Consider the following 13,112-nt stretch of genomic DNA (forward strand, 5'->3'; position numbering starts at 1 on the left):
AATTTTATCAAATATTATACAAAAAAGTATCTTATTTTTTCCATTCATTGCAGTAAAGACAATGGCTTTCATAAAAACATTTCAAAATAGTAAAACAGCCAAATAATAGAAAATGAAATGTTAATTTCAGATACATTTTCAATAGTTCTTCGTAAATTTAATTGTCTTTTAATCATGGAAACAGTTCCATTTTTAAGAGAAGATTGCTAACTAAATTATTAACTAAATTTTTTATTTTTGAAAAAAGCCGTAATTTTTGTCGCTCTATTATCTGTTGTATTTTTCTCGAATTGCAAAAACAAGTCTGAAGCTACTTCAGAAGAGCAAATGGAACAAACTGTTACAGACAGCACTGCTACTGTTACAGATAGCATTAAAACAGACAGCACCAAAACAGATGAAGTAACACCTGAGGTTGTAACTAAAGATACATTGACAACTCCTGCTGGAAAATAAGAATTCATAATTTTTCTAAAGGACATTTTTCAATTTTCTTTTAATAAATGATGAAACCCAATGGTTAAAATGTGAAAATCTCTTTGATGTCACCTGAATAAGCAAACCATTTCAAGACAAATAAATTCAATCAAGCGATTTATGAAAGTACTTTTAGATCGTCTTGTTCTTAATGTATCTTTGTGCAGATAATACTTCAATAATAGAAGATTTTTCTAAGCAAAAATATTTAAATGAATTTCTAACAATAAACTAGGCTAATCCTAAAAAGGTTAGCCTAATTTATTATATCTAAAACCCGTATTCTCAAGCTAAAGTTAACATGTCATCATTTCTTGAAAATGATCCAAAAATTCTGAAACATTTTTCACTACATTTGCACCGTTTTTTATATAGAGAGTACCAGCTTTATTTTTCATTTCATCCCTGAATGATAACTTTTGAAGTTTCTTTTTATATCAAATCATTATACAAATAACCCCCAAGATATTAATAACATTAAGCTTGACATGACTCAAACAAAAATATTTTTAAGTTTCGTTCTCTTAACCCTAACAGGTTTTACTGTATTTTCTCAACAAGTTGAGAATAATAATACCCCACAAGACATCAATTTAAATCATTTTGATAATTTGGTAGCAGTAAATGATGTAAACGTAACTACTCCAGATTCTCTTTACAACAGCACTTCTTACAACAATACAACAACACTAATAGACACTACATTAGTAAAACAAAATACTCCTGTCTACCCTCCCGCTTTTAGAGATTATAGAAGATTAGGATATGATACAGCTATGTATCTTGGTGCTGCCGTTGTTGCTTTTGGTATTCTCTATGCTATGCCGGAGAGTGCGACCAATTGGGACAAAGAAGCCATGAAAGAAAATGGCATTACCTATAAATGGAAACAAAATGTAAAAGCCGGACCAGTTTGGGATGAAGATGACTGGGTTCTAAATTATATTACCCACCCTTATTCTGGGGCTGTTTACTATATGACATCCAGAAGTAGTGGTTTTACCATTTTTGAGTCTTTTTTATATTCAGCTTTTATGTCTACTTGCTTCTGGGAATACGGAATTGAAGCTTTTGCTGAAATCCCTTCTAAACAAGATTTAATAGTAACTCCCGTAATAGGATCAGCATTAGGTGAAGGTTTTTTCTATGCCAAGAAAAGCATTATAAAAAATGACAGAAGAGTATTGCGCTCTAAATTTTTAGGATACACCTCTTTGCTACTTATGGATCCATTCAATACTATATTGGATAGTTTTGGTTACAAAGAAAGACAAAAAACACAATTAAGTTTAGCTCCAGTTGGATTTGACAAAGGTGCAAATAAAGCCATTTGGGGGCTTACCTTTAACATGCAATTTTAATTAGTAAGAATTAAAAAACCATTGATAATCTATTTATTAAATCATTTCTTTCAATAGTTTTACAATACTCCTCAAAAGAGTTAAAATTTTCATTTAAAGTGAAAAAAAATTGGTAATTAACAATCATCAATAGAAATAATTATTACTTTTATCACCTGCTAATCAGTATTTTACATTCAATCAATGTTAATTATTAGTTCCGGTTAGCATATAGATAGTTCACTGATTTATTAACCTAAAAAATGATTTTTTTGAGTAAATTTGAAATTATTGTCGCTTCTATTTTTATGGTTTTAAATTATATTATTATTTCTAAGACTATTTCAAAATACAAGCACATAAATATGAGTTTTTGCAGAAATAGTATGAATTAAAAAGTAACACCTAAGGGTTAACAAAAGATTTACGGTTCAACAATTGTATTTTGCATAAATGCTGAATTGTTTCAGGAAAAGTAAACTTTCAATGTATAAATTAACCAATGGTCTTATTGTGAAATTGTTTCTTTACAAAATAAGCAGATGCTTTTTATTTATAGACAAACCATTTAATAAAGAAATTTAAACTTTAACAATATCAGTATCTATATACTTTAGATATTTTGAAGAACTTAAATATACTTTTGAGGATGCAAGGAATTTATTTTATTTCTGTTCAATACTACATCGTTAAAAACAGAAATAAAGAGAGAAAGACTAGTCAAAATGATTAGTCTTTCTTTTTTTATACGGATTATACCAATACACATTTTTTTTACCATTATTTGTTTTATTTTCGCTCAAAAAAAACTTAACCAAAATGAAAACACGATTTCTATCTATTGCTTTACTTAGCCTAGCTTTTAATAGCTATGCTCAAAAGTATGAATTCCAAACCATTAAAGATATTGAAGCAACACCTATCCTTTCCCAAGATAAAACAGGTACTTGCTGGAGCTTCTCTACTACTTCTTTTTTAGAATCCGAAATTATCCGTATAACAGGTAAAAAAATAGATTTATCTGAAATGTACAATGTTCGAAATACCTATCCAAAAAAAGCCTCAAATTACATTATGCGACAAGGAAAAGCGCAATTTAGCGAAGGTGGATTAAGCCATGATGTTATTAATAGTGCTAGAGATTTTGGCTTAGTACCACAAAGTGCCTATTTCGGTTTAGTACAAAATGAGACTACCTATAATCATTCTGAAATGGTTGCAGTTCTTGAATCTATGCTAAAAACTTATGTTTCAAATCCTGCAAAAAAACTTTCTCCACACTGGAAAGAATCAGTTTCTGCAATTTTAGATATCTACTTAGGAAAAAATGTAACTGAATTTACATACGAAGGGAAGAAATATACTCCGGCCACCTTTTTAGAAATGACTAAAATTAATCCGGCTTCTTATATCGCTATTTCATCATTTACTCATCAGCCGTTTTACAAACCATTTTTATTAGATATTCCAGATAATTTCTCCAATGGTCTTTTCTACAATCTACCATTAGAGGAATATATTCAAAATATTGATAATGCTTTAGATAATGGATACACTGTAGCTTTGGATAGTGATGTGAGTGAAAACACTTTCTCCAGCAAAAATGGTATAGCTGTAATTCCTGCCAGTTCAGATGATGAAAAAGCAATTCTAACAGAGATTAAACCTGAAAAAAGCATCTCTCAAGAATACCGTCAACAGGAATTTGAAAATCTTAACACAGCAGACGATCATCTAATGCACATTGTTGGAAAAGTAAAAGACCAAAATGGAAATATTTACTATAAAGTAAAAAATTCATGGGGTACAATTGGACAAAATAATGGTTTTATTTATATGAGCGTTCCTTATATGAAACTAAAATCAATTTCTGTTTTATTACATAAAGATGGATTATCTAAAAAAACCAGAACTAGTCTAGGTGTATAACACTTTTTCTATTGTTCATACAATCAAAAAAAGCGAAAAACAATATTGTTTTTCGCTTTTTTTATGACTCTTTTTAAACCTAAATCTGCATTATAAAATTAGATTCGAAGAATAAAATTATTCTTTAACCAAGTAAATTCCGTCCTCTTTTATCTCGATTAATTTTTCTTTGTATAAAGCACCAATAGCTTTTTTGAATGTCTTTTTACTCATTTTTAAGACCGTCTTGATGTCTTCAGGATGTGAGTTATCCGTTAATCGTAAAAATCCTCTACTAGCTCTCAATTCATCCAGAATTTTTTCGGCATTTGGTTCAACATTTTGATAGCCTTGCATTTGTAAAGACACGTCAATTTTATTATCAGGTCTAATGTTTTTAATATAGCCACGCATGCGATCTCCTGTACGAATAGAATCATCATACACCTCATCTTTATACAACAAACCTTTGTGTTTTTCGTTGATGATCACATTGATTCCTAATTCAGTTATATGAGAAACAATTAACTCTACTTCTTCACCTTTTTCAACAGTGAGATGGTCATTATTTAAAAATTGATTCAATTTACTTGATGCTACCAAACGATTGGTCTTTTTATCCATGTATAGATAAACCAAATAACGTTTTCCTTTCTCCATAGGACGCGCTTGTTCCTTAAACGGAACCAAAATATCCTTCTCCATTCCCCAATCCATAAAAGCACCTATTTGATTGGTATAATTTACACGCAAAAGTGCAAATTCATTCAATAAGATATAAGGCTCCAGAGTTGTAGCAACCGGACGTTCTTCATGATCCAAGTACACAAAGACAATAAGCTCCTCGCCTATTTCAAATTCATTGGGTACATATTTATTAGGTAAAAGTATATCGTGTTTCCCTTCTGGATCTTTTTCCGGGTTTCCTAAAAACAACCCCACTTTGGTATCACGCAATATAGTAAGCGTATTGTATTTTCCTATTTCAATCATTTTTATCGAGGTTCTAAGTTGCCGAGCAACTAAGTTTAAAATGCAAATGTACGAAGTTTGAAAATGGGAATTAGAAAAACATTTCCAATAAAAAAAGCGCCCATATAAGGCGCTTTCATAATAGTAATGTTATTTTAATTGTACGCACTTTCACGTCCAAAATGCTTAGTCAGCAAATAATAGAAAACGGCTCTATATTTATTTCTATTTGACCTTCCGTATTGCTCTAGTACAGTATCAATTCCTTCCTTAAGAGCCGGGCCATCTGGCAAGCCTAACTTCTTAATTAAGAAATTTTTTTTAACAGTATCAATCTCCGATTTTTGAGTTCCGGCTATAATTGAGGAATCAGGGTTAAATATGGATGGACCACATCCAATAGTTACTTTTTTTAATAAATCCATTTCTGGATTAATCCCGCATTTTTCTTTCAAGTCGGCTGCATACTTTACAATTAATTCGTCTTTTGCGCTCATAAAAATATAATTAAGGGTTATTCATTCATTTATAACTACCTCAAATTTAATAATTTATTGAATACATGTACGATTTTTATTCACTTTTTTATTGTTAAATTTTTAATCAGCGTAATACAATTCGTTGATACTCTTAAATCATTACAACAAACGCGTTGACATTGTTAATGCAACTACGTCAGCTCCTTAAAATACTGCAATAAGACAACATTATTTTCTAATGTTGGAGTAAAAACTTCTAGAATACTTGGTTTTTCATTTTGATTGTATAATGAATCTAATTCTTTTGACAAGCTTGTTTCATCATTGGCAACAGCATAATCAAAGCCATACATTTTTGCTAAATGTTCTGCTGTCAAGCCATGAGACGTTTCGAAATAAGTATTAAAAACAGGTGTTTCTTCGTGTCCTGGCAAAATTCTAAAAATGCCTCCACCCCCATTATTTATCAAAATAATTTTGAAATTTTTCGGAATATAACTGTTCCAAAGAGCATTACTGTCATATAAAAACCCGATGTCACCTGAAATGAAAACGGTTGGTTTTGTACTGGCAAAAGCTGCACCAATGGCTGTTGATGTACTACCATCTATCCCACTGGTTCCTCTATTGCAATACACTTCGATAGATGGATCTATTGCTATTAATTGAGCATAACGTATCGCCGAGCTATTACTTATTTGTAATTGGCATGATTTAGGCAAAGTAGAAATCACTTGATCAAAAACTTTAAAATCTGTAAAAGGAGTTTTAGACAAATAGATTTCGTGTTTTTCTTTTCGCAATGCTTTAACTGCATTCAGTTGAGAGAAATAATCACTTTCTATTCTTGAGGTCAAAGGCAAAAAGGCTTCGAAAAAAGTATTAGGGTCAGCCTCAAAATGCTGAGTCAAACAACCAAATGTATCATAGGCTCTCAATGTGTCGATATGCCAATGGTGTTCTGGTTTGTATTTTCTCAAAAAGGCTTTAATACGTTTAGAGACTACCATTCCGCCAAAAGTGATTAAGATTTCTGGGCGATATGCTTCAAAATCTTCTGCCGTAAAAGGTGTAATGATTGTATCTATATTGCTTATAAAACTTTGATGATGCAAATTTGAAGTGTTTTCGGTCATCACTACAATCGATTCATCATTAGCAAAGCTTTCAATAACCTTTTTAGAAATTGAATTGGGTTCGTTTACTCCAATAAGTATTAATTTTCGGCTAGCATTGTTCCAAAGATTAGCATATTGCTGCAACTCTTTAGTCTCTATTGCCTGTTGCTCTTTTGCGGAAGCGAAAACTGTACTATTAACACTTAGCTCCGAAACCGTTTCGTACAAAGGCTCTTCAAAAGGAGCATTGATATGCGTTGGTCCTTTTTTATCAATAGCAGTATTAATGGCTTCATTTATTTTTCGATCGTTTTCCTCCGAAACCTCTTCAACCAAATTAGCATTGTACAAAGAATGATTTGCGAATACATTTTCCTGACGAATGGTTTGCCCATCGCCAATGTCTATCTTACTTTGTGGTCGATCCGCCGATATAACAATTAACGGAATCTGACTGTAAAATGCCTCTGCAATTGCAGGATAATAGTTTAATAAAGCCGAACCTGAGGTACAAACAAGCACTGTAGGCTTCTGGGTTTGCTGAGCTATTCCCAAAGCAAAAAAAGCAGCTGCACGTTCATCAGCAATACTGTAACATTGAAAAGCGGGATTGCTTGCAAAACCTATCGTTAAGGGTGCATTTCTTGAACCTGGAGATATAATAATGTTAGTGATTCCTTTGGCTAAAAAAATTTGGAGTATACTTTGAGCTAGTGGTATTTTGGGGTAAATCATTTAAAAAGTTTAGAAAGTTTAGAAAAATTTAGAAAGTTTAGTACCAAACAAACTTCTAAAAACTGTTTTGCAAAGTTACAAAGTTGCCAAAGCTTTTCCTTTCATTTGAGTCTATTTTTCTTAATTTTGAAGAACAAATATTTACTTCATGCAAATCACATTAAGATCTTATCAAACAGAGGATACGCAAGCAATATTAGATATTATCAATTATAATATTCTAAACTCAACTGCCTTATATGATTACAATATTCGAAATTACGAACAACAAAAAACTATACTAGAAGAGAAAATCAACAAGAACTTCCCTGTTATTGTTGCTATAGAAGATGATAAGGTCGTCGGGTTTGGTATGTATAGTGAATTCCGATTTAGAGAAGCTTATAAATATACCGTAGAACATTCTGTTTATGTAGATAATACCCATCACGGAAAAGGCATTGGAAAACTTCTGCTTCAAAAATTGATTCAATTGGCAAAAGAGCAAAAACTCCACACCATGATTGCCGTTATCGATGCCGAGAATCAAAGCAGTATTGAGTTTCATGAGAAATTTGGATTTAAAACGGTTGGCATTATCAAAGAATCCGGTTATAAGTTCGATCGCTGGCTGCATTCCGTATTTATGCAATTGATATTGGAGTAATATCTTTAAACATAGATTTTATAAATTAATCTGAATCAAACTTCATAATTGTTCTAGAATAAAACGCAGTCTAAAATCATAACCGCATAAAGAATTGTATCTTTGCACTTTTACAAATATTATGAGTTTTACATTGCTTTCTTCTCCCTTACAAGGATTTACCGATTTTCGTTTTCGAAATGCCATCAATAAATATTTTGGTGGGATTGACACCTATTATTCTCCATACATCCGCTTGAACGGAAAGTTAGTCATAAAATCATCTTACGAACGAGACTTGCTTCCAGAAAACAATGTTGGTCTGGAAGTAATTCCGCAAATTATAACCAATGATGCCGATGAGTTTTTGTTTGTCGCCAAATATGTTCAAGAACTAGGCTATAAAGAATTAAACTGGAATTTAGGCTGTCCGTATCCTATGGTTACCAAATCTGGCATGGGATCAGGACTCATCAGTAATACCGAAAGAATCAATCACATTCTTGACCGTGCACACTCAGAAACTGACATTATAGTCTCTATGAAAATGCGTCTGGGTTATGATACTACTGAAGAAATTCTGGATGTTTTACCCATTTTAGACAACTACCCTATTAAGAATATTGCCATTCATGCCCGTATTGGGAAACAACTATACAAAGGAGGCGTACATCTGGATGCGTTTCAACAATGTATTGACAATACCAAGCACAAACTGTATTATAACGGTGATATTACTTCGGTAGCTAAATTTCAGGAAATGCAGCAACGTTTTCCTAGTATTGACCATTGGATGATCGGTAGAGGATTAATTGCCGATCCTTTTTTACCGAGTATGATAAAAAACAACGCTACTGAATACCCTAAAAACAAAATGGAATTATTCAGTGCTTTTCATGACACTCTTTATGAAGGTTACAGTGAGTCATTATCCGGACAAGCACATATATTACTCAAAATGCATCATTTATGGGAGTATTTTTCGGTTATCTTTTCTAATCCCCATAAAGTCCATAAAAACATTAAAAAAGCCAAAAGCATCAAAAATTACGAGGCTACTGTTAAAGAAGTTATTGCTAAAGAAAAATAATAGAATTAAGTAGTTAACTTTTTTCTGGATTAGACTAAAACAAAAAAATCCCAATCTTTATTAAACAGATTGGGATTTTTGCTTTTACTTTTTGAATTTTGAAATTCCTTCTTTTAACCATGCTTCATATTCCTCAACGGACACATAACTTATTGTAGGTTGTTTTTCATTAAGATTATTTCCTTGTAAATCTGTTAAAACATACAAAGGCTGTGTATTGGTATTGTATTTTGTAATCATAAAATCTGTCCACTTATCACCAATTGTTTCAATTTCGGCTCCAGTAGATTTAGAGATAAATTGTTCACTTTTTGGTAATTCTCTTTTATCATCCACATACAGTGAAATTAATACTACTTCATTTTTAAGAATTGGAAGTATCATTTCATCAGACCAAACGTTATTTTCCATTTTTCTGCAATTCACACAAGCATGTCCTGTAAAATCAAGCATTATAGGTTTGTTTACCATTTTGGCATAAGCTAATCCTTTGTCATAATCATCAAAAGAAACAATTTGATGTGGTCCAAATTTAGCACCATCAGGCAAAACTGTAGTCGATGCATTTCCTGTAACGGAACTACCAACCCCAAGTGGACTTTCACTATACTCCATTGGAGGTGGAAAAGCACTTATCAATTTAAGTGGTGCTCCCCAAAGACCCGGTATCAAATAAATGGTAAATGATAAAACAAGTAAGCCTAAAGACAATCTCCCCACTGAAATATGCATCAATGGACTATCGTGTGGCAAGGTAATTTTTCCAAATAAATAAAAAGCCAATGTTCCAAAAATAGCAATCCAAATTACCAAAAACACTTCTCTTTCCAATAAATGCAATTGTAAAACCAAATCTGCATTAGATAAAAATTTGAAGGCCAAGGCTAATTCCAAAAACCCTAAAACAACTTTTACGGTATTCAACCATCCTCCTGATTTAGGTAAAGAGTTCAACCAACCCGGGAACATCGCAAAAAGCATAAAAGGCAAAGCTAGTGCCAATGAAAAACCAAGCATCCCAATTATAGGTGCAATTCCACCTTTGGAAGCTGCATCTACTAAAAGTGTCCCTACTATAGGTCCTGTGCAAGAGAACGAAACAATAGCAAGCGCTAATGCCATAAATAATATCCCAATAATTCCGCCTCTATCGGCCTGACTGTCTACTTTATTCGCCCAGGAATTAGGCAACATAATCTCAAATGCACCAAGAAATGAAGTTGCAAATACGATTAATAGAATAAAGAATATAATATTGAACCAAACATTGGTTGACAAGGCATTGAGTGCATCGGCGCCAAAAATCCAAGTAACCAGAAATCCTAATAGTACATAAATTAGAATAATAGAAACTCCATAAATAATAGCGTTTTTAATTCCGGCAGCTTTGGTTTTACTCTGCTTTGTAAAAAAACTCACTGTCATAGGAATCATAGGAAATACACAAGGTGTCAACAAGGCTGCAAATCCAGAGAAAAAAGCAATAAAGAAAATTGACCATAATCCTATTTGCGAAGCGGGTTTTGGTTGCTCAACTGTCTTTTTATCAATAGGTGCAACACTTTCTTTTGCTGTAACAGTAAAAGTGTTTGTAGTATCTACTTTGGCAGTATCCAATTTAACAGGAGCAACCGTAGTTGGTGCTGTAACAGCAGTCACTTCTGTTCCCGGTATTTTGAACGTGAATTTCTTTTCTAAATTAATACACACTTCTTTACATATCTGGTAATTCAATTCGGCTTGAATAGAAGTGATTTTTGGATTTATAAGGGTTATTTCTTGTTGAATTTGGGCTTTATCGTGAAAGAAAATTTCGTTTACACCAAAAATATCATTAAAAGCGGTTGTTGTTTTACTTTCTTTGGCTTTACCTACCAAATTAAAATTCCCTTTTTGATCTTTAAAAACAATTTCTAGAGCCAGTGGTCCTCCATCTGGTGTAAACTGTGAATATAAATGCCAATCTTTTTCGATTACTGCATTAAAGGTTAGAATATAATTGTTTTCAGATTTCTTTTCAATTGTAGTTGTCCATTTTGCAGGATCTAGAACCTGAGCATTCCCTTTTGCGAAAGCCAAAAAAGCAAGCAGTATAAAAAGTGTTTTTTTCATTATTAACATCTAAATTAATTCTATTTTAAGTATATTTTTTGTTGTGTTACTTGTTCTGAATCGGTTGTCAGCTCTTATGCCAATTACCCAAACAATTTGATCGTTTGAGCATAAAAGCCAGGTATTTTCTTTCTCTATTAATGATAATTTTTCATCTTTAAAAAGTTTGCTCACCTTCTTTGATTTTCCATCCATCCCAAATGGCGTAAAAACATCTCCGGTTTTCCACTTGCGTAAAACCAATGGAAAATCCAATTGATCCTCATCAACAAATATAGTTCTATTTGAAGCAACCGAAAGGTCGGCTACTTTACAAAAAGTCATATTTAAGGGAATCTTAACTTCTGTTTGGTTTTTATTAATAAGAAATTCTTCCTGCTTTTCCGAATAATCTATGGGAAACAAAATCAGGGAATCCCTGTCTTTCAATAAGCGGAAATCTGCAGCAAAAACCTGCTTTCCTGATTGACTTTCTACCAAATCATAAATATCATTCCAAGCGGTAAAGCCAAATTCTTTTAGCCATTGGTACAAATACGATTGATAATTGGGTAATCTCAACAATTGATTTAAATCAAAATGAATTTGATCCTCTACCTCTCGGGCCACTTGCTGATATACCATAATAGCTGCATCTTCGACCATTCCCAACGATTGCTGTAAATAACTTTCGGTTTTCAAAAATGAAGTCATAAAATTAGGATTCAATTCCTTCAAAATAGGAATCAAATGATGTCTAATTTTGTTTCTCACATATTTATCCGATGCATTGCTACTGTCTTCTCTCCATTCAATGTCCTGCTCTTTGGCATAATTATCAATTTCATGGCGAGATAAAAACAGTAAAGGCCTAACTATTTTATCATTTTGCTCAGGAATACCAGTCAGTCCTTCAAGTCCTGTTCCTCTGGTTAGGTTAATTAGAAACGTTTCCAGATTATCATCGGCATGATGTGCCGTTAGGATATAATCATAATTTTCTATTTCCAACAATTCGTAAAACCAATTGTATCTTAGTTCTCTCGCAGCAACTTGAGTCGATAATCTATAATCATTGGCAAAAGCCTCAGTATCAAATTGGGTTACAAAAATTGGAATTGCATTAACCTCAGCATAATCTTGTATGAATTTTTGATCTCCAAAGCTTTCTACTCCCCGAAGCTGAAAATTACAATGAGCTATGGCAATATCATAGTGCAACTCCCTAAATAAATGTAATAAAACCATACTATCCAGACCACCACTTACGGCAAGAAGTAGCTTTTTATGCTTTAAAAAAGGCATTTCCTTTTCGATATGATTTTGGAGTGATTTTTTCATTTATCAAAAATACTGATTATTATTTAATCCTATTACTCATGAGGATCTGGTCTTGAATAACACTTTTCTACCTTCACAAAACAGCGCTCTAAATCAAATACTTAGATTTTTCAGATTCAGAAACTAAAATTGAATTATTAAAATCACAAAAAAAGAGTTTGACAAGCAAACTCTTTTTTTGTGAATGATTTTATAAAACTATGCTTTAATCCATTTTACCACTTCAGGGTCTGTTGGTAAAGTTTTTGGAGAAATTACTTTTTCTAATTCACCTTTTTCATTGATAAGGTATTTTTGAAAATTCCATTGCACCTCTGAATCCTGTAAACCGTTTTTAGACTTTTGTGTCAAGAACTGATAAACAGCACACATATCGTCTCCTTTTACTGAAACCTTATCCATCATTGGGAACGTAACTCCGTAATTCATTTTACAGAAAGTTGCAATTTCTTCATTGGTTCCAGGCTCTTGTGAAGCAAAATTATTGGCTGGAAAACCTATAATCACAAATCCTTTGGCTGAATATTCATTATACAAAGCCTCTAAATCTTTATATTGAGGAGTCAATCCACATTTTGAAGCGGTATTGACAATCATTACTTTTTTACCTTTTAGTGTGGCAAAATCAAAAGTCTTACCGTATAAGTCTTCTACTTTGAATTGATAGATATTTTGTTTCACTTGTGCTTGAATTTGGATATTAAAAAGGAACATTGCGAAGATCGCTACTACTATTTTTTTCATACGTTTAATTTTTTATATAAAATTAGGACAAATAGCAGTTCCTGAAAAATTTATTTAGGTTAAACAGAAGTTAAAAAAAGAACTCTGCCTTCATAAACTAAACTTATATACCACTCCAACTTTAAAAAACAGGATTATACATAAAAAAAGATGTTCCCAGAAGGAACATCTTTTGCAAATAATAATTTGATA

11 protein-coding genes are annotated in these 13,112 nt (G+C 32.2%); 5 read left to right on the forward strand and 6 right to left on the reverse strand.

All coding sequences use genetic code 11. The annotated features are described in order from the left end of the window. Nucleotides 1-237: 237 nt before the first annotated feature. The 3 genes from OZP08_RS15065 (at nucleotide 238) to OZP08_RS15075 (ending at nucleotide 3,746) form a co-directional block, all read left to right on the forward strand. Nucleotides 238-456 (forward strand): hypothetical protein, encoded by a 219-nt coding sequence (locus OZP08_RS15065; RefSeq protein ID WP_268846918.1) that lies wholly within the window; start codon nucleotides 238-240, stop codon nucleotides 454-456. 509 nt (nucleotides 457-965) lie between these two features. Next, the gene (locus OZP08_RS15070; RefSeq protein WP_281322229.1) at nucleotides 966-1,838 is read left to right on the forward strand and encodes a DUF3943 domain-containing protein; all 873 of its coding nucleotides are present in this window, start codon (nucleotides 966-968) and stop codon (nucleotides 1,836-1,838) included. A 798-nt stretch (nucleotides 1,839-2,636) separates the two neighbouring features. Further along, nucleotides 2,637-3,746, forward strand: coding sequence for a C1 family peptidase (locus OZP08_RS15075; protein WP_268846921.1), 1,110 nt, complete (start codon nucleotides 2,637-2,639; stop codon nucleotides 3,744-3,746). A 117-nt stretch (nucleotides 3,747-3,863) separates the two neighbouring features. Here the strand turns inward: OZP08_RS15075 and OZP08_RS15080 are convergent, their stop codons facing one another. The 3 genes from OZP08_RS15080 to menD all read right to left on the reverse strand — a co-directional run bounded on the left by OZP08_RS15080 (nucleotide 3,864) and on the right by menD (nucleotide 7,029). Next, nucleotides 3,864-4,718 carry a CvfB family protein gene (locus OZP08_RS15080; RefSeq protein WP_268846922.1) on the reverse strand — a complete coding sequence of 285 codons (855 nt, stop codon included), beginning with the start codon at nucleotides 4,716-4,718 and terminating at the stop codon, nucleotides 3,864-3,866. 134 nt (nucleotides 4,719-4,852) lie between these two features. Beyond that, the gene (locus OZP08_RS15085) at nucleotides 4,853-5,194 is read right to left on the reverse strand and encodes a DUF2853 family protein (protein ID WP_268846923.1); all 342 of its coding nucleotides are present in this window, start codon (nucleotides 5,192-5,194) and stop codon (nucleotides 4,853-4,855) included. 173 nt (nucleotides 5,195-5,367) lie between these two features. Continuing rightward, entirely contained in the window at nucleotides 5,368-7,029 is a 1,662-nt protein-coding gene (gene menD, locus OZP08_RS15090) for a 2-succinyl-5-enolpyruvyl-6-hydroxy-3-cyclohexene-1-carboxylic-acid synthase (protein WP_268846924.1), read from the reverse strand. Between the two features lie 148 nt (nucleotides 7,030-7,177). Here menD and OZP08_RS15095 point away from each other — a divergent pair, with 148 nt between their 5' ends. After that, a complete protein-coding gene (locus OZP08_RS15095; protein ID WP_268846925.1) occupies nucleotides 7,178-7,675 on the forward strand; it encodes a GNAT family N-acetyltransferase in 498 nt (165 codons plus the stop codon). A gap of 121 nt (nucleotides 7,676-7,796) precedes the next feature. Further along, nucleotides 7,797-8,744, forward strand: coding sequence for a tRNA dihydrouridine synthase (locus tag OZP08_RS15100; protein WP_268846926.1), 948 nt, complete (start codon nucleotides 7,797-7,799; stop codon nucleotides 8,742-8,744). An 84-nt stretch (nucleotides 8,745-8,828) separates the two neighbouring features. Here the strand turns inward: OZP08_RS15100 and OZP08_RS15105 are convergent, their stop codons facing one another. From OZP08_RS15105 to OZP08_RS15115, 3 genes are all read right to left on the reverse strand, one after another. Further along, nucleotides 8,829-10,856 carry a protein-disulfide reductase DsbD family protein gene (locus OZP08_RS15105; protein ID WP_281322230.1) on the reverse strand — a complete coding sequence of 676 codons (2,028 nt, stop codon included), beginning with the start codon at nucleotides 10,854-10,856 and terminating at the stop codon, nucleotides 8,829-8,831. A 9-nt stretch (nucleotides 10,857-10,865) separates the two neighbouring features. After that, complete coding sequence (gene tilS / locus OZP08_RS15110) at nucleotides 10,866-12,176, reverse strand: tRNA lysidine(34) synthetase TilS (RefSeq protein WP_281322231.1); 1,311 nt, start codon at nucleotides 12,174-12,176, stop codon at nucleotides 10,866-10,868. Between the two features lie 198 nt (nucleotides 12,177-12,374). Beyond that, nucleotides 12,375-12,890 (reverse strand): glutathione peroxidase, encoded by a 516-nt coding sequence (locus OZP08_RS15115; RefSeq protein WP_432419640.1) that lies wholly within the window; start codon nucleotides 12,888-12,890, stop codon nucleotides 12,375-12,377. Nucleotides 12,891-13,112 lie beyond the last annotated feature (222 nt).

This window comes from Flavobacterium aestivum (assembly GCF_026870175.2).
Classification (GTDB): domain Bacteria; phylum Bacteroidota; class Bacteroidia; order Flavobacteriales; family Flavobacteriaceae; genus Flavobacterium; species Flavobacterium aestivum.

Bases quoted from the DNA above. Each gene is read 5' to 3' on its own strand.
- OZP08_RS15105 (WP_281322230.1), bottom strand. From the start codon at position 10,856: ATGAAAAAAACACTTTTTATACTGCTTGCTTTTTTGGCTTTCGCAAAA.
- OZP08_RS15070 (WP_281322229.1), top strand. From the start codon at position 966: ATGACTCAAACAAAAATATTTTTAAGTTTCGTTCTCTTAACCCTAACA.
- OZP08_RS15075 (WP_268846921.1), top strand. From the start codon at position 2,637: ATGAAAACACGATTTCTATCTATTGCTTTACTTAGCCTAGCTTTTAAT.
- OZP08_RS15100 (WP_268846926.1), top strand. From the start codon at position 7,797: ATGAGTTTTACATTGCTTTCTTCTCCCTTACAAGGATTTACCGATTTT.
- tilS (WP_281322231.1), bottom strand. From the start codon at position 12,176: ATGAAAAAATCACTCCAAAATCATATCGAAAAGGAAATGCCTTTTTTA.
- OZP08_RS15085 (WP_268846923.1), bottom strand. From the start codon at position 5,194: ATGAGCGCAAAAGACGAATTAATTGTAAAGTATGCAGCCGACTTGAAA.
- OZP08_RS15115 (WP_432419640.1), bottom strand. From the start codon at position 12,890: ATGTTCCTTTTTAATATCCAAATTCAAGCACAAGTGAAACAAAATATC.
- OZP08_RS15095 (WP_268846925.1), top strand. From the start codon at position 7,178: ATGCAAATCACATTAAGATCTTATCAAACAGAGGATACGCAAGCAATA.
- menD (WP_268846924.1), bottom strand. From the start codon at position 7,029: ATGATTTACCCCAAAATACCACTAGCTCAAAGTATACTCCAAATTTTT.
- OZP08_RS15080 (WP_268846922.1), bottom strand. From the start codon at position 4,718: ATGATTGAAATAGGAAAATACAATACGCTTACTATATTGCGTGATACC.